Consider the following 20679-nt stretch of genomic DNA (forward strand, 5'->3'; position numbering starts at 1 on the left):
CATTAATAGGTAGGGTAAATGTGATATCATCGCGCCTTTCCCGTTTCGTCCTGGGGCTCTTTTTTATGCAACAACCTGTTGTTCGCGTTGGAGAATGGCTGGTTACTCCCTCTGTTAACCAAATTAGCCGCAAGGGGCGTCAGCTAACTCTCGAACCGCGCTTAATCGATCTTCTGGTTTTCTTTGCCCGTCATCCTGGGGAAGTACTCAGCCGGGATGAGCTCATCGATAATGTCTGGACCCGCAACGTTGTCACCAGCCATGTCGTCACGCAAAGCGTCTCTGAGCTACGTAAGTCGCTGAAAGATGGCGACGACGGCAGCCTTGAATATATCGCGACCGTACCCAAGCGAGGCTATAAGCTAACGGTGCCGGTGATCTGGTGTACGGAAGAGGGGGAAGAACTGACGCCGGTTATCCCGGCAGAAACGCCGACGGTCGCCGTGGACGCGCCATCGGTTTCCCCGCAGCCTGAGGCGGCTGCGCCAGAGATGGCGCCGGTGGTAAAGCCGGAAAAACGCAAGCGGCTGAGTACGTTTATCGTCTGGGGCTTGTTTCTGCTGGCCCTCGCGAGCTGCGTGGCGCTGGTGGCGTTATCGACCCTCGAGTCGCGCCCGCCGGTCACGAAAACGCGGCTGCTGCTCAACCCGCGCGATGTTGATATTCACCTGCTCAGCGGCAGCGCCTGCAACAACTGGTCATCGCAGCACTCCTATGCCATTGGTCTCGGGAGCCTGATTACCACCTCGCTGAACACCTTCTCCACCTTTATGGTGCACGATAAAACCAACTACAACATCAATGAGCCGAGCAGCTCCGGTAAAACCCTGACCATTGAGTTCGTCAACCAGCGGCACTACCGCGCGCAGCAGTGCTTTATGTCGGTGAAGGTGGTGGATAACGCCGACGGTTCGACCATGATGGATAAGCGTTACTTTGTCACCAGCGACAACCAGCTGTCGATTCAGAACGACCTGCTGAGCAGCCTGTCTGAGGCGCTGAAGCAGCCGTGGCCGGCGCGGATGCAGGAGATGTTAAAGCAATATCAGCCGTCGCAAAGTATCGCGCTTACCCATTTCTATCAGGCGCATCAGCTATTAATGAATGGAGACGTCGATTCACTCGGAAAAGCCAGTAGCCTGCTTGCCGACGTGAATAAACAGTCGCCGGACTTTACCTATGCCTGGGCGGAAAAAGCGCTGGTGGACGTATTACGCCATTCTCAGCAGCCGCTGGATGATAAACAGCTTGCCGATCTTTACAGCGAAATAACCCGGGTGGGTAATATGCCGGGGATTAAAGACATGGCAATATTTTATCAGATTAAAACGGTAGATATGCTGGGCAAAGGCAAAGTCGATGAAGCCTACAGCGCGATTAATACCGGCATTGATCTGGAAATGTCGTGGATGAATTATGTGCTGCTGGGTAAGGTCTACGAAATGAAAGGGCAGAACCGGGAAGCTGCCGATGCTTACCTGACGGCGTTTAATTTACGTCCGGGTGAGAATACATTTTACTGGATTGAAAACGCGGTATTTCAGACCTCGGTTACCCGCGTGGTTCCGTATCTCGATAACTTCCTCGCTTCAGAATAAGTAAACCCTCATCATGGTCATGGTTTTGGCCGTGGTGAGGTTAAACTTATGTTTCTCATGAGCGCCTCTGTTGTTATATTTTATATCCTTTTCTTGCTTGTTTTTAACACATCTTCAACACGAAATTGTGTTCGTAAATGCATGTAATTTATTAATATTTATCTTTTCATGACCTCAACATGTCATCCTGATATGTTGCGCGAAAAAGGTCAAAATATCATTTGTCTGATGTTTGCAGTTATTTCACTTTATCTTTAGGACTTATCTCGTACTAATCCGTAATCTGATTGGCAGTTGGTCGGGTCAATAAAAGGTTCATCATCATGATCTGTACCTCCCAAATAAACTTAGGAGAAAAGCAAACATGAGTTCTGCCAAGAAGATCGGGCTATTTGCCTGTACCGGCGTGGTAGCCGGTAATATGATGGGGAGCGGTATTGCATTATTACCTGCGAACCTGGCGAGTATCGGTTCTATCGCCATTTGGGGTTGGGTAATATCTATTATTGGCGCGATGTCGCTGGCTTATGTATATGCCCGTCTGGCGACCAAAAACCCGCAGCAGGGTGGCCCCATCGCCTACGCCGGCGAAATATCTCCGGCGTTCGGTTTCCAGACCGGTGTGCTTTATTATCACGCTAACTGGATCGGCAATCTGGCAATCGGCATTACCGCCGTCTCTTATTTATCAACATTCTTCCCTATTTTAAATAACCCGGTACCGGCAGGTATTGCCTGTATTGCCATCGTGTGGATATTCACCTTCGTGAATATGCTCGGCGGTACCTGGGTAAGCCGCCTGACGACTATTGGTCTGGTGCTGGTGCTTATTCCGGTCGTGATGACCGCGGTGGTCGGCTGGCACTGGTTTGACGTTGCCACCTATCAGGCAAACTGGAACACCTCAGCCACGACGGATAGCCATGCGGTGGTGAAAAGTATCCTTCTCTGTCTGTGGGCCTTTGTCGGGGTAGAATCTGCCGCCGTCAGTACCGGGATGGTGAAAAACCCGAAACGTACCGTACCGCTGGCCACCATGCTGGGGACCGCGCTGGCGGGTATCGTGTATATCGCCGCGACCCAGGTCATCGCCGGTATGTACCCTGCGTCTGAGATGGCCGCGTCCGGCGCGCCGTTTGCTATCAGCGCATCGACTATCCTTGGCGGCTGGGCTGCGCCGATGGTGTCGGCCTTTACCGCCTTTGCCTGCCTGACTTCTCTCGGTTCGTGGATGATGCTGGTCGGCCAGGCCGGCGTGCGCGCCGCTAACGACGGCAACTTCCCGAAAATCTACGGTGAACTGGATAAAAACGGCAACCCGAAAAAAGGCCTGCTGCTGGCCGCGGTGAAAATGACCGTCCTGATGGTGCTGATCACCCTGATGAACTCCACCGGCGGGAAAGCCTCCGACCTGTTCGGCGAGCTGACCGGTATCGCGGTTCTGCTGACCATGCTGCCTTACTTCTACTCCTGCGTTGACCTGATTCGCTTCGAAGGCATTAACGTCCGCAACTTCGTCAGCCTGATTTGCTCCGTCCTCGGCTGCGGGTTCTGTTTCATCGCCCTGATGGGGGCAAGCTCCTTCGAACTGGCCGGCACCTTTATCGTCAGCCTGATCATCCTGATGTTCTACGGCCGCAAAATGCACCAGCGTCAGAGTAACGACGGCTCCGCTGATAGCAGCACCGCCAGCGCGCATTAATCCGTAACCCTATTCCTGAGGCTCCTTCCATCACCTGTCACGACGTGGCGGGAGGGGCTTTCTTTATCTGGAGATTTGACTATGAACGTTATCGCAATCATGAATCACATGGGTGTTTACTTCAAAGAAGAGCCCATCCGTGAGCTGCATCGCGCCCTCGAACGCCTGGACTTCCGTATTGTCTACCCGAACGACCGTGACGACTTATTAAAACTGATCGAAAACAATGCGCGTCTGTGCGGCGTGATCTTCGACTGGGATAAATACAATCTCGAACTGTGCGAAGACATCAGCAAAATGAACGAATATATGCCGCTGTACGCCTTTGCGAATACTTACTCAACGCTGGACGTGAGCCTCAACGATCTGCGCATGCAGGTTCGCTTCTTCGAATATGCGCTGGGCGCGGCGGAAGATATTGCGAACAAAATCAAACAGAATACCGACGAGTATATCGACACCATTCTGCCGCCGCTGACCAAAGCGCTGTTTAAATACGTGCGTGAAGGCAAATATACCTTCTGTACCCCAGGCCACATGGGCGGTACCGCGTTCCAGAAAAGCCCGGTCGGCAGCATCTTCTACGATTTCTTTGGTTCCAATACCATGAAATCCGATATCTCGATTTCAGTTTCTGAACTCGGTTCCCTGCTGGATCACAGCGGCCCGCATAAAGAAGCGGAAGAGTACATCGCCCGCGTCTTCAACGCAGAACGCAGCTACATGGTGACCAACGGCACCTCTACCGCCAACAAAATCGTCGGTATGTATTCCGCCCCGGCCGGTAGCACCGTGCTGATTGACCGTAACTGCCATAAATCGCTGACCCATCTGATGATGATGAGCGACATTACGCCAATCTACTTCCGCCCGACCCGTAACGCTTACGGCATCCTCGGCGGTATCCCGCAGAGCGAATTCCAGCACGCGACCATCGCGAAGCGCGTGAAAGAAACCCCGAACGCGACCTGGCCGGTGCACGCGGTGATCACCAACTCCACCTATGATGGCCTGCTGTACAACACGGACTACATCAAGAAAACCCTGGATGTGAAATCCATCCACTTTGACTCCGCGTGGGTGCCTTACACCAACTTCTCGCCGATTTATGAAGGCAAATGCGGGATGAGCGGCGGCCGCGTCGAAGGGAAAGTTATTTACGAAACCCAGTCCACGCACAAACTGCTGGCGGCGTTTTCTCAGGCATCAATGATTCATGTTAAAGGCGACGTAAACGAAGAAACCTTTAACGAAGCCTACATGATGCACACCACCACTTCTCCGCACTACGGCGTGGTGGCCTCGACGGAAACCGCGGCGGCGATGATGAAAGGCAACGCCGGTAAGCGCCTGATTGACGGCTCTATCGAACGTTCAATTAAGTTCCGTAAAGAGATTAAACGCCTGAAAGGCGAATCCGACGGCTGGTTCTTCGACGTCTGGCAGCCGGAACATATTGATGGCGCGGAATGCTGGCCGCTGCGCTCCGACAGCGCGTGGCACGGTTTCAAAAACATCGATAACGAACATATGTATCTCGACCCGATTAAAGTCACGCTGCTGACCCCGGGGATGAAGAAAGACGGCACCATGGATGATTTCGGTATTCCGGCAAGCATCGTGGCGAAGTATCTCGATGAGCACGGCATCGTGGTCGAAAAAACCGGTCCGTACAACCTGCTGTTCCTGTTCAGCATCGGTATCGACAAAACCAAAGCGCTGAGCCTGCTGCGCGCGCTGACCGATTTCAAACGCGCGTTCGACCTGAACCTGCGGGTGAAAAACATGCTGCCGTCGCTGTACCGTGAAGATCCTGAATTCTACGAAAACATGCGCGTTCAGGAACTGGCGCAGAACATTCACAAACTGATTGAGCACCACAACCTGCCGGACCTGATGTTCCGCGCGTTCGAAGTGCTGCCAACCATGATGATCACGCCGTACGCCGCGTTCCAGAAAGAGCTGCACGGTCAGACCGAAGAGGTGTATCTCGAAGAGATGGTGGGCCGCGTCAACGCCAACATGATCCTGCCGTATCCTCCGGGAGTGCCGCTGGTGATGCCGGGTGAAATGATCACCGAAGAGAGCCGTCCGGTGCTGGAATTCCTGCAGATGCTGTGCGAAATCGGCGCCCACTATCCGGGCTTCGAAACCGATATCCACGGCGCCTATCGTCAGGCGGATGGTCGTTACACCGTTAAAGTGCTGAGAGAAGAAAACAACAAATAATCGATGCACAACAGGGAAGTGGCTTGCCGCTTCCCTTTTTCACGCTGCAAGGAGAACACATGAAAACACCCTCACAGCCGCGCGCGATCTATTACATCGTTGCGATCCAAATCTGGGAATATTTCAGCTTTTACGGCATGCGTGCCTTACTCATCCTCTATCTCACCCATCAGCTCGGCTTTGATGACAGCCACGCCATCAGTCTGTTCAGCGCCTACGCCTCCCTGGTGTACGTCACTCCTATTCTCGGCGGCTGGCTTGCCGACCGCCTGCTCGGCAACCGCACGGCGGTCATTGCCGGCGCGCTATTAATGACGCTTGGCCACGTAGTGCTGGGCGTCGAATCCGATTCCACCTGGAGCCTGTACCTCGCGCTGGCGATCATTATCTGCGGCTACGGTCTGTTCAAATCCAACATCAGCTGTCTGCTGGGCGAGCTCTACGCCGTTGACGACCCTCGCCGCGACGGCGGTTTCTCGCTGCTGTACGCCGCCGGGAACGTCGGCTCCATCGCCGCGCCTATCGCCTGCGGGCTGGCGGCGCAGTGGTACGGCTGGCATATCGGCTTTGCGCTGGCGGGTATCGGCATGTTTGTCGGCCTGATGATTTTCTTAAGCGGCAGCCGCTACTTCCGCCACGCGCGCGGCGTCGATAAACAGGCGCTGCGGGCGGTGAAATTTGTGCTGCCGACCTGGGGCTGGCTGGTGGTGATGCTCTGCGTTGCGCCGGTGTTTTTCACGCTGCTGCTGGAGAATAACTGGTCCGGCTACCTGCTGGCGATCGTCTGCGTATTCGCCGCCCAGATGGTGGCGCGCATTATGGTCAAATCCCCGGAGCATCGCCGCGCGCTGTGGCAAATCGTTCTGCTGATGCTGACCGGGACCCTGTTCTGGGTACTGGCGCAGCAGGGCGGCAGTTCGATCAGCCTGTTCATCGACCACTTTGTTAACCGCCGCCTGCTGAATATTGAGGTGCCGACCGCGCTGTTCCAGTCGGTTAACGCCGTGGCGGTGATGGCGGCGGGCGTCGTGCTGGCGTGGCTGATGCGGCCGGAGGGCGCGACCCGCTCGGCGCTGCGCGTATGGCTGAAGTTCGCCTTTGGCCTGGTGCTGATGGGCTGCGGCTTTATGCTGCTGGCGCTTAACGCGCGCCACGGCGCGGCACAGGGACAGGCATCGATGGGCATGATGGTGGCCGGCCTGGCGCTGATGGGTTTCGCCGAGCTGTTTATCGACCCGGTGGCGATGGCGCAGATCACCCGCCTCAATATGCCCGGCGTCACCGGGGTACTGACCGGGATTTATATGCTGGCGACCGGCGCGGTAGCCAACTGGCTGGCGGGCGTGGTGGCGCAGCAGACTACCGAGTCGCAAATCAGCGATACGGCGATTGCCGCGTATCAGCACTTCTTTGCCCAGATGGGCGAATGGACGCTGGGCTGCGTGGCGGTCATTGTCGTTGTCGCCTTCGCCGCCGCGTTCAGCGTCGGCAAACGCCGCGCGGCCGCCGGTGAACTTCCCGGCGTCAACGCCCAGGATCTGTAGCCCGGACAGGTGCGCAGCACCGCCTCCGGGATTATCGCATCCCTAAACGGAGCAAAAAGCCGCTCCTTGCACCCCTTACTGAACAGGAGGAGGATATTCTGGCGGGCGCGAAAGCCGAAGATAAAAAGAGGTTACAAAAGACAGGGCTGAGTGAAATCAGCCGCAATTGAAGCCAGGCTCCTTAAGATTGTTCTCCGGCGCCGACGCCGGAACAGGCCTGGTTCAATTATCGAAGCAAGTTTGCAAGCAGGGTTATGAGGAACCAACATGTCTGAACAACAAGCACAAGGTGCCGATGAGGCAATTGACCTTAATAATGAACTGAAAACCCGTCGTGAAAAACTGGCCGCGCTGCGCGAGCAGGGCGTGGCGTTCCCGAACGACTTTCGCCGTGACCATACTTCCGACCAGCTCCATGCTGAATACGATAGTAGGGAAAACGACGAGCTCACCTCTCTGAACGTCGAGGTCTCCGTGGCTGGCCGCATGATGACCCGCCGTATTATGGGTAAAGCCTCCTTCGTCACCTTACAGGACGTGGGCGGACGCATTCAGCTGTACGTCGCCCGCGACGATCTGGCGGAAGGCGTCTACAACGAGCAGTTTAAGAAATGGGATCTCGGCGACATCATCGCCGCCCGCGGTAAGCTGTTCAAAACCCAGACCGGCGAACTCTCCATTCACTGCACCGAGCTGCGTCTGCTGACCAAAGCGTTGCGCCCGCTGCCGGACAAGTTTCACGGCCTGCAGGATCAGGAAGCGCGCTATCGCCAGCGCTATCTGGATCTGATCTCCAACGAAGAGTCGCGCCACACCTTCAAGGTGCGTTCGCAGATCCTGGCGACCATGCGTCAGTTCATGGTCGCGCGCGGCTTTATGGAAGTCGAAACGCCGATGATGCAGGTGATCCCCGGCGGCGCCTCCGCGCGTCCGTTTATCACCCATCACAACGCGCTCGATCTGGATATGTATCTGCGCATCGCGCCGGAGCTGTACCTGAAACGGCTGGTGGTCGGCGGCTTCGAACGGGTGTTCGAAATCAACCGTAACTTCCGTAACGAAGGTATCTCCGTGCGTCATAACCCAGAGTTCACCATGATGGAACTCTATATGGCGTATGCGGATTACAAAGATCTGATCGAACTGACCGAATCCCTGTTCCGCACGCTGGCGCAGACCGTACTGGGTAAAACCGAAGTGCCGTATGGCGACCAGGTGTTCGATTTCGGTAAGCCGTTTGAAAAACTGACCATGCGCGAAGCGATCAAGAAATACCGTCCTGAAACCGAGATGGCGGATCTGGATAACTTCGATGCGGCGAAAGCGCTGGCGGAATCCATCGGCATTCACGTTGAGAAGAGCTGGGGCCTGGGGCGTATCGTCACCGAAATTTTCGACGAAGTGGCGGAAGCGCATCTGATCCAGCCGACCTTTATCACCGAGTATCCGGCGGAAGTATCGCCGCTGGCGCGCCGTAACGACGTGAACCCGGAAATTACCGACCGCTTCGAATTCTTCATCGGCGGACGTGAAATCGGTAATGGCTTTAGCGAGCTGAACGACGCGGAAGACCAGGCCCAGCGTTTTCAGGATCAGGTCAACGCCAAAGCGGCGGGGGATGATGAAGCGATGTTCTACGACGAAGACTACGTCACCGCGCTGGAGTACGGTCTGCCGCCGACCGCCGGTCTGGGCATCGGTATCGACCGTATGGTGATGCTGTTCACTAACAGCCACACCATCCGCGATGTTATCCTGTTCCCGGCAATGCGTCCGCAGAAATAAATCATGCTGAAACCAGGCCCCTCGTTTATTTGAGCGGGGGGCCTTAATTTCGACGCGTTTATCCCGGCGAGTGATATGGCGAATAAGCTTACTCCGGGCACCTTATGTGCTATAACAGCGCGCATAAAAAACATAAGGTGTTAATTAAATGAAAAAAATAAAATTAATTGTTGGCGGCGTGATCTGTGCAAGTTATTTATTAACGTCAGTATTATCAATGGCAAGTGATAATATAAACAGCAATACCATTCATTTTGATAAAGGCAGCAACGGCACGATAATAAAAAGTACCGTGACCGGCGACGATGTTAATGACTATACGCTGGAGGCGAAAGCCGGCCAGATGATGCATATCGGTATGAACAGCCAGTGGCCGCATCCCTTTTTTAATGTGATTACCCCGGATAATCACGCGATTTTTAACGGTTCGATGAGCGGCGATATTTTTGAACAGCGTCTGGGTGTCAGCGGGAAATATACGGTGCGGGTATATCAGATGGGCGGCGCGCGTGATGAAGGGAAAACCAGCGCCTACGCGCTGACGTTTAAAATTACCGACTAATATGTGGCGGCTGTCTATTCAGGCTGTCCCGGAGGCGGCGCGTTGCGCCGGTCCGCAGACGGCGGTGAACCCGTAGCCCGGGCAAGGCGCGTTGAGCGCCGCCCCCGGGAGCAGAGCGCAGAGGGTTGCAGTTCGGGCCTGTTCCCGGACTACAGCCCTTCGGTCACGATTTTCGCCGCCGCGGCTAACACCTCTTTGCGGCTTTTCGCATCCTGCTGCGGCTGGGTAAAATAGGTCACTAACACCAGCGGGGCATGATTTTCCGGCCAGATCACCGCGATATCGTTGGTGGTGCCGTAATCTCCGGCGCCGGTTTTATCCCCGACCGCCCAGCTTGCGGGCAGGCCTGCGCGAATGCTTTGCCCGCCGGTGGTATTGCCTTTTAGCCACGTCACTAACTGGGCGCGCTGCTGTTCGCCCAGCGCATTGCCCAGCGTCAGCTTGCGCAGGCTTTCGGCCATCGCCAACGGGGTGGTGGTATCGCGCTTATCGCCGGGTATCGCGCTGTTCAGCGCCGGCTCCGTACGATCGAGACGAAAAGTAACGTCCCCGATGCTCTGGGCGAATGCGGTCACCTTTTCCGGTCCGCCAAGGTAGCTAATCATCTTATTCATCGCGGTATTGTCGCTGTACTGCAGCGCCGCCGCGCTGAGTTCCGCCAGGGTCATTCCGCTTTGCAGATGTTTTTCGGTAATCGGGCTCCAGACCACTAAATCCGATTTTTTAATCTCCAGCCTTTTATTCACCACATCGGGATGGCTTTCGCTCTGCTTTAACACCGCGGCGGCGGCCATCACTTTACCGGTGCTGCACATGGCAAAACGTTCGTCGCCGCGATAAAGGGTTTGCGAATCATCCGCCGTGTTAATCAGCGCCACGCCCAGCCGGCCACCGGACCGTTTTTCTAAATTAGCCAGCTTTTGCTGGATAGCATCGGCACTGGCCCATAATGAACCGCTCGCCAGCAGCAGCGGAACGGCGGCGGCGGCCATCAGGGCGCTTTTACGCCACGAACTTTTCAACATCTCTGACTCCTTGATAGTGATGAGCTGCCCGGACTATCCGCGACTCCCGCGCTTTTGACAAGCACTATGTCGATGATGGAATTCCATCATAAATTCGTTATTCGTCCTCCTCCGCGCCTGCTTATAGTGTCCCTCCCCGGCAAAATAAAATCAGGAGCCGCTATGTTCCCGTCACAGTTACCAAAACCGCGCCACCACGCCGCCTCGGCGATCCCCACGCTGCGCTGGGGGATTATTGGCCCCGGCTGGATTGCCGAGCGCTTTGTGAAATCGTTAAAAGAGCTCAGCCGCCAGCAGGTGGTTGCCGTCTCCTCGCGCACGCAGCAAAAAGCCGACGCCTTTGCTGCCCGCTGGGGGATCCCGCAGGCTTATGCTCAGGTGGATGAGATGCTGGCGCGACCGGATATTGACGCGGTATATATTGCCACGCCGCATAACCACCACTTTCCCGACGGGCTGCGTGCGCTGCGGGCGGGCAAGCATGTGCTGATTGAAAAGCCGTTTGCGCTGAACCGGCGGGAAGGCGCGGCGCTGAAAGCGGAAGCCGTGAAGCAGGGGACGCTGGCGATGGAGGCGATGTGGTGCGACTACGCGCCGAAGTATGACGTGATTCGCCAGCTGCTGGAGGACGGCGTTCTGGGCGACCTGCACACGCTGCTCGCCGATCACGGCGAATTCTTTACCCCGGATCATCGCATTTTTAATGCCGATCTCGCCGGCGGGCCGATGATGGATCTCGGCAGCTATCTGACCTCATTCAGCGTGATGGTCGGCGGCGTACCGCAGGATATTATCGCCCGCGGACGCCCCGCCCAAAGAGGCGTCAACGGGCAGATTTCGATGCTGTTTAACTGGGAAAAGGGCCTCCAGGGATTATTGAACACCACCCTGTTCAGCAACACGCCGGGCGGCGCGGTGGTGGCCGGACGCGATGCGACTCTTACCCTTGACGGGCAGTTCTACGCGCCGGGGAATTTTACCCTGGCCGCCAGTCAGGGCGGGCAGGTGCTGCATTGGGAGGAGCCGCGCAACCGCTACGACCAGCTGTTTTATCAGGCCGAGCATTTTGCCTGGTGCGTCGGTCAGGGGCTGACGGACTCGCCGATCCGCCCGCTGGCCAGGGTGCTGGAAAACCTGAGCGTGATGGATGAAGTGCGGCGGCAGATTGGCGTGGTATTTAACGAAGAGCGCTAAGCGAAGCGGCCCCGTATGCCGACCGCATACGGGGCTTTTTTACGCCAGCGGTTCGACGCTGACAAATTGCCCCTGCTGCAGCGAGAGCACGGCGGCTTCGGCGATGGCCTGCGCCCGCAGGCCGTCCAGCAGCCCCGGCAGGTCCGCCACCTCTTCTCCGCCTAGCGAGCGGACAAACGCGTCCAGATGCGCGTAGTACGATCCCTCGACGCGGCTGAACCAGTCCGGGTAGAGGCCGGGCTGAATGCGGCGCTCTCCCTGCCACAGCGTGACGCCGCGCGTTGTCTGGCTGCCGGACTCCAGCACGCCATCCGAGCCAAGCAGACTAATGCGCTCATCGTAGCCGTGGCCGGTACGCCGGGTGTTGTCCAGCTGCGCCATTGCGCCGCCGCGCATCCGCAGCATCAGAATGGAAGTATCGACATCGTCGAATTCAGCAATTTCCGCCAGCGCCAGCGCATCCCCCATGGCGGCGACGGTTGTCACTTCATCACCGGTAAGAAAGCGCAGCAGGTCAAAGAAGTGAATCGCCTGGTCGCGCATCTGGCCGCCGGAGCTGCGCAGATATTCCAGCGGCGGCATAATCGATGCCCGACACACCATCTGCACCAGTTCGATTTTGCCAATCACCCCGGCCTCGATCTCCCGGCGCAGCTGCTGGTGGCTGGCGTCGAAGCGGCGGTTAAAGCCAACGGTCACCGGTACCCCGAGCGGCAGCACTTTCTCGACGACCTGGCGGGCGCGGGCCAGCGAAAGATCGATCGGTTTTTCGCAGTAGACCGCTTTCCCGGCGCGGGCGGCAGCCGCCAGCAGCGCCGCGTGTGAAGGCGTCGAGCTGGCGATCAGTACCGCGTCAATGGCGTCGCTATTGATGGCCTCGGCGACGGTTACCGCCCGCGCGCCGTAGCGGGACGCCAGCGCTTTCGCCCGTTCGGGGTCGGCGTCAGCCACCATGGACAGAACGGTTCGCTCATGGCGAGCGAGGCTGGCGGCGTGAACCTGGCCGATAAAACCGCTGCCCAACAAGGCAAAACGAATGCAGGTCATTTTTTTCTCCAGAAAGAGGGATTCAGCGTTGCCAAAGTAATCCGTTTGCTACACTGACCGACACAGGCGTTTTGATGGATTTCCATCATGGGGGAAACGATGAAAAGCATGTCGCTGGAGGCGCTGGCTAAACGGATTGGCGTGGGCGTAGCAACCGTTGACCGGGTGCTTAACGAACGCGGCGGCGTGTCGCCGGAAACCACGCGTAAGGTGCTGCAGGCCGCACGGGAAGCCGGGCTGAAGCGCATTCTGCCGGAAGAGCGCCGTCTCCCGTGGCAAATAGAAGTGTTTCTCAGCGGTAACGATTCGCGCTTTTTCACCCGCCTGACGCAGGATTTCGCCGACGTGGCGGATAGCCTTGGCTATCGCCGACTGACGCTGCACCGTACGCTGGTGGCGGAGTCCGCGCCGGAAAAGCTGGCGAAAAGCATTATCCGCAGCAGCAAAAAGCGCCATGCGCTGATTGTCTTTGGCAACGAACATCCGCTGGTCTACGAGGCTTTGCGCCAGTGCCGCGAGGCGAACGTGCCGGTGATTACGCTGGTTACCGATCTGCCCGGCGCGCAAAGGCTTTGCCACGTCGGCATCGATCAGCAGCAGGCTGGCCGCACCGCGGGCAGGATGATGGGATTAATGGCGCATCGGCCTGGAGAAGTGCTGATGCTCAGCGGACGCCAGGACTTCAGCGCCCATCGTTTGCGTATTCAGGGATTCCGCGAGGTGATAACCCAGCGCTTTCCGCATCTGCAGCTCGGCGAGGTGCTGGCGGGGGAGGACAACCGGCAGCGGATCGACCGCCTGCTGGAAGAGGCCCTGCGCCGCAACCGCGACGTGGTGGGCATCTACAATACCGGGCTGGGCAACACGCAGGTGGCGCAGGCGCTGGCTCGCCACCGCCGCTACGGCGAGTGCTGTTGGATCACCCATGAACGTTACCGAACCACCCGTGAACAGCTGGCGCAGGGCGGAATGGCGTTGACGATCGATCAGCATGCCCATCAGCATGCCCGCCTGGCGGTGGAGCTGGCTCTGCGTCACCTGGAAACCGGCTATCAGCCGCATCTCTTTAGCGACGGCAAGGTCGAATTTATCCTTTACAGCGCTGAAAACGTCGACTGAACGCTCGCGGTCCGCGGGACAATATCCCCTTTTAACCCCGTATCTGATACCCCGTTTCATACCGCTGCCGCTATCGGCGCGCCGCGCGGCAAACCGTCGGCTGCCTCTCATTTTTTGCGCGTTTATGCGTCAATGTTAGATGTGTGTCAAAGTTCTGTTAACGTGTAGTTTTAAAATTTTCATTTCAGTTATTTACTTATAAAAGTTTCATATGTGTTGTTAATGAAATAAATGGTCTGGAATTTTTCTTTCGCGACAAATGGACTGATGTTTCAAAAAACCATTTTAAAACAACTGAATTTTGTGATTTCGATCACCCGTGAAAAAGGCGCCAGCGCGCAGGCCGTTTTTTCGAAAAGCTGAAAAAGCAGGCGCTTAGCGCACGATTAATGAAACTATTTTTTCATTTTACCTTACCTAACCGATGCACCTGAAAATAAAGGATCAACTATGAACATCAAGAAAACGGTTGTTGCCTCTTTGATAGCCTGCATGCTGCCAGCGGTCGTGATGGCGAAAGATATTTCGGTCGGTGTTTCGATGGCGCTTTTCGATGACAACTTCCTGACGATTCTGCGCACCGCCATGCAAAAAGAGATGCAAAAAGACGGCGTTAAGGCGCAGGTGGAAGATGCCAAAGGCGACGTCTCCCAGCAGCTACAGCAGGTACAGAACTTTATTGGCCAGGGCGTCGACGCGATTATCGTCAACCCGGTGGATACCAACGCGGTCAAACCGATTATGGACCAGGCGACCAAAGCGGGCATTCCGCTGATCTTTGTTAACCGCCGCCCGCAGGCGCAGCTGACCGACAAAATGGCCTACGTCGGCTCCGACTCGGTGCTGGCGGGGCGCTTACAGATGGAAGCGTTAGCCAAAGCGATGAACGGCAAAGGTAACGTCGCCATTCTGCTCGGCGACCTGGCGAATGAATCGACCCGTGACCGCACCAAAGGCGTCGAAGAGGTGGTGGCGAAGTACCCGGATATCAAAATCGTGCAGAAGCAGACCGCTAAATTTACCCGTAACGACGCCGTTGACGTGGTCAGCAACTGGATGACCAGCGGCGAAGACATTCAGGCCATCGCCTCCAACAACGATGAAATGGCGATCGGCGCGCTGCAGGCGCTGGGTAAAAACCCGAACCATATCCTGATTGCCGGCGTGGACGGGACGCCCGATGCCCTGCAAATGCTCAAAAACGGCAAAATGATCGCCACGATTTTCCAGGATGCCAAAGGGCAGGGCGAAGGCGCGGTGGATGCCGCCATTAAGCTGGCCAACGGCGAGAAAGTGGAAAAGGTCATTGACGTCCCTTATCAGCTGATCACCAAAGACAACATGGCTGAGTTCGTTAATCGCAACCAGAAATAGTCGCTCAGGGTACGGAGGTGAAGTATGAACGCTTTTGCACTTGAAGCCGAAGGGATCAGCAAATTCTTCCCCGGCGTGAAGGCGCTCGACAACGTCTCATTACGCGTGCGCCCGGGGACGGTGCACGCGCTGATGGGCGAAAACGGCGCCGGAAAATCCACGCTGATGAAATGCCTTATCGGGATCTACCGTCCCGATAAGGGCGCGATCCGCGTTAAAGGGGAGCCGGTCCAGTTTCAGGATACGATGGACGCGCTGCGCTCCGGGATCTCGATGATCCACCAGGAGCTGAACCTGGTGCCGCACATGACGGTGGCGGAAAATATCTGGCTCGGCCGCGAGCCGATGAAATATGGTTTTGTCGATCATCGCCAGCTTGCCCGTCAGACGCAGGATCTGCTGGATAAATTGAATATCCGATTATCCGCCGACCGGCTGGTGGGGGAGTTAAGTATCGCCTCCCAGCAGATGGTGGAAATTGCCAAAGCGGTTTCGTGGAACGCGGATATTGTGATTATGGATGAGCCGACCTCGGCGTTAACCGAGAGCGAAGTGGCGCATCTGTTTACCATTATTCGCGATTTACGCCAGCAGGGAAAAGCCATTATCTATATCAGCCATAAAATGGATGAGATTTTCGCGATTACCGATGAGATCAGCGTATTTCGCGACGGCACCTGGGTCGGCAGTAAACAGACCACCGAGTTTACCCGCCAGTCGCTGATTACCCAGATGGTCGGCCGGGAGCTCACCCAGCTCTTTCCCAAGTTCAATAACGCTATTGGCGAAGAGGTGCTGACCGTCCGCAATCTATCGCGCAAGGGGGCGTTTCACGATATCAACTTTAGCGTCCGCCGCGGCGAAATCCTCGGCGTGGCGGGGCTGGTGGGAGCCGGGCGCAGCGAAGTGATGGAGAGCCTGTTCGGCATGGAGAAAGCCGATAGCGGCGAAGTGCTGATTGATGGGATGCCGGTCAATATTGATTCGCCTTCGACGGCGATTGAGAAAGGGATGGCGTTGCTGACGGAAGACCGGAAAAAGTCCGGGCTGTTTCTCGTGCTGTCGGTGCTGGAGAATATGAGCATCGTCAAAATGCCGGAATATATCGGTAAAACCGGCTTTGTTCAGCACCTCAAAATGGCCGAAGACTGCATGGAGCAGATCCGCCGCCTGAATATTAAAACCCCCACCATGGATCAGATTATTAATAACCTCAGCGGCGGTAATCAGCAGAAGGTACTGATTGCCCGCTGGCTGCTGGCGCAGCCGAAAATACTGATCCTCGATGAGCCGACGCGCGGAATCGACGTCGGGGCAAAAGCGGAAATTTACCATCTGATCAGCGAGCTGGCCAACCGCGGCGTGGCGGTGATTATGGTCTCTTCAGAATTACCTGAGATTCTCGGGATGAGCGATCGGGTGATGGTTATGCATGAAGGGCGTATTACCGGCATCCTCGATAAAGAGGACGCCGACCAGGAAACCATTTTGTCGTTGGCATCCCACTGAGGCACAGAGAATGAGCAATATGAAAATAACGGCAACCCCGGTCACTGAGAAACCCTCTTTCTTTGGGCAATTGCGCCACCGGCTGCCGAAAGATACCGGGATATTTATCGTCATGCTGGTGATTGCCCTGACTTTTGAAATTGCCGGCTGGTACGTCCGCGACCAGTCCTTTTTATTAAACACCAATCGCCTGATATTAATTGTTTTACAGGTAGCGATTATCGGTATTATCGCGGTCGGGGTCACCCAGGTCATTATTACCACCGGCATTGATCTCTCCTCCGGGTCGGTGATCGCGCTCGCCGCCGTGGTGGCGGCAAGCCTTGCGCAAACCTCCGATAGCCTGTCGCCGATGTTCCCGTCGCTGGTCAATATGCCGGCGATTATCCCGATTGGCGCCGGTATCGGCGTCGGCCTGCTGTGCGGCTTAACCAACGGCTTTCTGGTGACCCGCACCGGCATCCCGCCGTTTATCGCGACGCTTGGGATGATGGTGTCGGCGCGCGGTCTGGCGCAGTATTACACTCAGGGCAACCCCATCAGCTTCTTATCCGACAGCTTTACCGCCATCGGCCAGGGGGCGATGCCGGTGATTATTTTCTTCGTCGTCGCCGCGGTGTTCCATATTGCCCTGAAGCATACTCGCTACGGTAAATACGTTTACGCTATCGGCGGTAACATGACGTCGGCCAAGGTCTCCGGTATCAACGTGAATAAATACCTGGTGATCGTCTATGCCATCGCCGGGGCGCTCTCCGGCCTCGCGGGCGTGGTGCTGGCGGCGCGCGTCAGCAGCGGGCAGTCGAGCATGGGCATGTCCTACGAACTGGATGCTATCGCCGCAGCGGTTATCGGCGGCAGCAGCCTGATGGGCGGGGTGGGGCGTATCACCGGGACCTTAATCGGCGCGATGATCCTCGGCCTGATTAAAAGCGGGTTTACCTTTGTCGGCGTCGACGCCTACGTGCAGGATATTATCAAAGGCATCATTATCGTCGCAGCGGTGACTATCGATATGCGCCGCAACCGCAAAAAGCATTAATCGGCAATAGCCCACGGCCTGTACTGCCGTGGGCTATGTCGCGTTTATGCCGCGCCGCAAGCGGACTCATCCGCGGCAAGACGTAAACTGTTGAGCAGCACGTTCGCCCCTTTCTCCGCCCATTCCGGCAGAATGTTCTCCGCTTCGTTATGGCTAATGCCCTTCTCGCAGGGAATGAAAATCATGCTGGCGGGCGCGACCTTGCTGATATAGCAGGTATCGTGACCGGCGCCGGAGACCATGGTTCGCGCGCTATAGCCCAGTTCGTCCGCCGCTCGCTGGCTGCGCGCCAGACACTCGCCATCAAAGGCAATGGGCGCGTAATCAAAAATGCGCTCGACGTTTGCCGCCACGCCCCGCGCCGCCAGCGCTTCAGCGGCGCGATGCAGTTCCCGTTCCATGGCTTCCAGCGCCGGGGATTGCGGATGACGAAACTCGACGCTGCACGCCACGCGTCCCGGCACCACGTTGCGCGAGCCCGGTATGACCTGCGCCATCCCAATAGTCGCGCGCCCGTCGGGATTATGGGCGATACCGATATGCTCCACCGCCAGCGCCAACTCGGCGAAAGCGGTCAGCGCGTCGCGGCGGCTGCCCATCGGCGTGGTGCCTGCGTGGGCGGAAAAGCCCTCCAGGGTGACGTTGAACCAGCGCTGGCCCATTGCCGCGTGAACGAGGCCGATATCAACGCCTTCTTCTTCCAGAATCGGCCCCTGTTCGATATGCACTTCGTAGCAGGCGTGGAGCGGGAAGGCGGCGGCCGGACATTCCCCGCGATAGCCGATAGCCTCCAGCGCCGCGCTAACGCTGATGCCGTCGCGGTCTATACGGGCGAGGGCGAAATCTTCGCTAAACTGCCCGGCCCACACGCCGGATGCCAGCATCGCCGGGGCAAAGCGCGCACCCTCTTCGTTGGTCCAGTTCACCAGCACGATATCGCGTTCGGTCTCAATGCCGCGATCGTTCAGCGTGCGCAGCGCCTCCAGCCCGGCGAGGACGCCGTAAATGCCGTCATAGCGGCCGCCGAGCGGCTGGGAGTCGACGTGGGAACCGGTCAGCACCGGGGCTAACTGCGAATTTTTACCGGCGCGGCGAATAAACATATTGCCCATGCTGTCGACTTCGCAGGGAAAGCCGGCTTCCCGCGCCCACTGGCGCAGCAGGTCGCGCGCCTGACGATCCTCTTCGCTGAGCGCCAGCCGGGTCACGCCGCCTGCCGGCGTGGCGCCGAGCAGCGCCATCTCGTTGAGCGTCGACCACAGACGTGCGCCGTTGACGGTTATCATGACTTGTCCTTTTGCACGCGATAGCGGAAGTCACAGCACTTACCGCCCTCCATGATGGTGGTGGTGCGGGTCAGCTCCACGTCCGGGGCGTAGCCGACGATAAATTTATCGTCGCGGGCGCAAGAGAGCAGGTGGCCAATCTCGCCGAGGCCCATTTCGTGATACATCTCGGCGTAGCGGCAGCGGTTTACGTTGTAGTTATACTGCTGGTCGTCGGCGTCCAGCACCGTGACCTCCAGGGCATTATCTTTCTCCCACAGATACTGCAGCGCGACAAAGCTGCGAATATCCGCGCCGTCAGGCTCCTGGCGGGCAAACGCTTTTCCCGCCTCAATGGCGGCGTTTTCAATCGCTTCGCCGATGACCGCCTGGGCGCGAGCCTTACCTATCTCGCGTACCAGGATGTCGTAAATCGGCTTGATTATTTCTGCTTCAATTTTGCGGCGGGCGAGAATGCCCAGCTCATTATGATCACTCATCACATTGCCTCACTGCGTTACTGCGTTGTTGCGCCGCCGAGTACGGTTTGCGGCTGCCATTTGCCCTCGACGACTTTATAAACGGTAAAGGTTGGCGATTTCAGGTTGCCCTCTTTATCAAAGGCGATTTGTCCGGTCACGCCGGCGTAGTTAATGGCGCGCAGGGCGGGCAGATAGTCGGCGGGATCGACGGAGTCGGCTTTTTCCATCGCCGCGACCAGCACGCGGGTAGCGTCATAGGCGAACGGCGCGTGCAGTTCGATATGGGTGTGATAGCGCGACTGGTAGGCCTGCTCGAAGGCTTTACCGCCCGGCATCCGCTCGACCGGCAGTCCCGGCTCCAGCGCCACCACGCCGTCGCCCTCTTTCTGCGCCAGCTGGAGGAAGGTCTGGCTAACGAAGCCACCTGCGCCCATCAGGGTAGCGTTCATGCCCAGCTGTTTGATGCGGCGCGCCAGCGGGGCGGCCTGACTATCGACGCCGCCAAAGAAAATCAGGTCGGCGTTTTTGCTGCGGATCGCGGTCAGCACGGCGCTGAAGTCGACGGTTTTGTCATCGACGTACTGGCGATCGACGATATTGATTCCCTGTACTTCCAGCGACTTAATAAACTCATCCGCCAGCCCCTGGCCGAAGGCGGTACGGTCATCGATGACCGCGATGCGTTTGGCCTTCAGGGTTTGTACCGCGTACTGTCCGGCAAACTGGCCGCCGTCATCGTCGTGGCCCATCACGCGGAAGCTGGTGTCGAAGCCCTGTTTGGTGTAGGCGTGCCCGGTGGCGACCGGCGCGACCTGGGCGATGCCCGCATCGTGGTAAACCCGCGCAGCGGGAATGCTGGTGCCGGTATTCCAGTGGCCGACGACGCCCGCGACGCCGCTGTCCACCAGACGCTGGGCGACGGCAACGGCGGTGCGTGGGTCGGACTGATCGTCTTCCGACTGCAGCTTGAAGGTTACCGCCTTGCCGCCGATGGTCGGGTGCTGCTTGTTGATATCGTCAATCGCCAGCTGCGCGCCGTTTTCCAGATCCTTGCCGATACGCGCGGAAGGGCCGGTGAGCGGGCCAGCCAGGCCGATAATCACGGTTTCGCTGGCTGCGGACCACGCGGCGGATGAGGCAAAACCACTGAGCAGGATAGCGGCGCTGAGCGCGCTGATTTTTACGGTTTTCATTGTTTTTCC

At 57.3% G+C, this 20679-nt stretch carries 16 protein-coding genes; 11 read left to right on the forward strand and 5 right to left on the reverse strand.

Annotated elements, in window-relative coordinates; all coding sequences use genetic code 11:
- Positions 1 to 65: 65 nt before the first annotated feature.
- The 6 genes from cadC to BWI76_RS07210 all read left to right on the forward strand — a co-directional run bounded on the left by cadC (position 66) and on the right by BWI76_RS07210 (position 9420).
- A complete protein-coding gene (gene cadC / locus BWI76_RS07180) occupies positions 66 to 1598 on the forward strand; it encodes a lysine decarboxylation/transport transcriptional activator CadC (protein WP_004137845.1) in 1533 nt (510 codons plus the stop codon).
- A 364-nt stretch (positions 1599 to 1962) separates the two neighbouring features.
- Positions 1963 to 3300 (forward strand): cadaverine/lysine antiporter, encoded by a 1338-nt coding sequence (gene cadB / locus BWI76_RS07190; RefSeq protein WP_024358910.1) that lies wholly within the window; start codon positions 1963 to 1965, stop codon positions 3298 to 3300.
- Between the two features lie 81 nt (positions 3301 to 3381).
- Positions 3382 to 5529, forward strand: coding sequence for a lysine decarboxylase CadA (cadA, locus tag BWI76_RS07195; RefSeq protein WP_004130111.1), 2148 nt, complete (start codon positions 3382 to 3384; stop codon positions 5527 to 5529).
- 59 nt (positions 5530 to 5588) lie between these two features.
- Positions 5589 to 7073 (forward strand): dipeptide permease DtpD, encoded by a 1485-nt coding sequence (dtpD, locus tag BWI76_RS07200; protein ID WP_024358909.1) that lies wholly within the window; start codon positions 5589 to 5591, stop codon positions 7071 to 7073.
- Positions 7074 to 7340: 267 nt separating this feature from the next.
- Complete coding sequence (gene lysS, locus BWI76_RS07205; RefSeq protein ID WP_004137841.1) at positions 7341 to 8858, forward strand: lysine--tRNA ligase; 1518 nt, start codon at positions 7341 to 7343, stop codon at positions 8856 to 8858.
- A 148-nt stretch (positions 8859 to 9006) separates the two neighbouring features.
- Positions 9007 to 9420, forward strand: a complete 414-nt coding sequence (locus BWI76_RS07210; protein ID WP_004130120.1) for a hypothetical protein — start codon at positions 9007 to 9009, stop codon at positions 9418 to 9420.
- 149 nt (positions 9421 to 9569) lie between these two features.
- Here BWI76_RS07210 and BWI76_RS07215 read toward each other — a convergent pair whose 3' ends face one another.
- A complete protein-coding gene (locus tag BWI76_RS07215) occupies positions 9570 to 10445 on the reverse strand; it encodes an extended-spectrum class A beta-lactamase OXY-6-4 (RefSeq protein WP_004137840.1) in 876 nt (291 codons plus the stop codon).
- 162 nt (positions 10446 to 10607) lie between these two features.
- Here BWI76_RS07215 and BWI76_RS07220 point away from each other — a divergent pair, with 162 nt between their 5' ends.
- Positions 10608 to 11639 carry a Gfo/Idh/MocA family protein gene (locus BWI76_RS07220; RefSeq protein ID WP_004137839.1) on the forward strand — a complete coding sequence of 344 codons (1032 nt, stop codon included), beginning with the start codon at positions 10608 to 10610 and terminating at the stop codon, positions 11637 to 11639.
- 39 nt (positions 11640 to 11678) lie between these two features.
- On the opposite strand, the gene BWI76_RS07225 is transcribed toward BWI76_RS07220, so the two are convergent.
- On the reverse strand, positions 11679 to 12686 hold the full coding sequence (locus BWI76_RS07225) for a Gfo/Idh/MocA family oxidoreductase (protein ID WP_004137837.1): 1008 nt from the start codon (positions 12684 to 12686) through the stop codon (positions 11679 to 11681).
- A 99-nt stretch (positions 12687 to 12785) separates the two neighbouring features.
- Between BWI76_RS07225 and BWI76_RS07230 the strand changes: the two genes are divergently transcribed.
- The 4 genes from BWI76_RS07230 (at position 12786) to BWI76_RS07245 (ending at position 17730) form a co-directional block, all read left to right on the forward strand.
- The gene (locus BWI76_RS07230; RefSeq protein ID WP_049088998.1) at positions 12786 to 13805 is read left to right on the forward strand and encodes a LacI family DNA-binding transcriptional regulator; all 1020 of its coding nucleotides are present in this window, start codon (positions 12786 to 12788) and stop codon (positions 13803 to 13805) included.
- Positions 13806 to 14255: 450 nt separating this feature from the next.
- Positions 14256 to 15179 carry a sugar ABC transporter substrate-binding protein gene (locus BWI76_RS07235; protein ID WP_004130128.1) on the forward strand — a complete coding sequence of 308 codons (924 nt, stop codon included), beginning with the start codon at positions 14256 to 14258 and terminating at the stop codon, positions 15177 to 15179.
- A gap of 24 nt (positions 15180 to 15203) precedes the next feature.
- Positions 15204 to 16688: a sugar ABC transporter ATP-binding protein gene (locus tag BWI76_RS07240; protein ID WP_004130130.1), complete on the forward strand. Its 1485-nt coding sequence runs from the start codon at positions 15204 to 15206 to the stop codon at positions 16686 to 16688.
- A 19-nt stretch (positions 16689 to 16707) separates the two neighbouring features.
- A complete protein-coding gene (locus BWI76_RS07245) occupies positions 16708 to 17730 on the forward strand; it encodes an ABC transporter permease (RefSeq protein ID WP_171016429.1) in 1023 nt (340 codons plus the stop codon).
- 44 nt (positions 17731 to 17774) lie between these two features.
- Here BWI76_RS07245 and BWI76_RS07250 read toward each other — a convergent pair whose 3' ends face one another.
- The 3 genes from BWI76_RS07250 to BWI76_RS07260 are packed head-to-tail and all read right to left on the reverse strand — an operon-like array spanning position 17775 to position 20670.
- A complete protein-coding gene (locus tag BWI76_RS07250; protein ID WP_064371467.1) occupies positions 17775 to 19016 on the reverse strand; it encodes a Zn-dependent hydrolase in 1242 nt (413 codons plus the stop codon).
- Complete coding sequence (locus tag BWI76_RS07255) at positions 19013 to 19495, reverse strand: L-2-amino-thiazoline-4-carboxylic acid hydrolase (protein ID WP_004137832.1); 483 nt, start codon at positions 19493 to 19495, stop codon at positions 19013 to 19015. Before BWI76_RS07255 ends, BWI76_RS07250 begins: the two co-directional genes overlap by 4 nt.
- A 17-nt stretch (positions 19496 to 19512) precedes the next feature.
- Positions 19513 to 20670 (reverse strand): branched-chain amino acid ABC transporter substrate-binding protein, encoded by a 1158-nt coding sequence (locus BWI76_RS07260; RefSeq protein ID WP_064371466.1) that lies wholly within the window; start codon positions 20668 to 20670, stop codon positions 19513 to 19515.
- Between the last annotated feature and the right edge of the window lie 9 nt (positions 20671 to 20679).

The organism is Klebsiella sp. M5al (genome assembly GCF_002090195.1).
In the GTDB taxonomy this organism is placed as follows: domain Bacteria; phylum Pseudomonadota; class Gammaproteobacteria; order Enterobacterales; family Enterobacteriaceae; genus Klebsiella; species Klebsiella grimontii.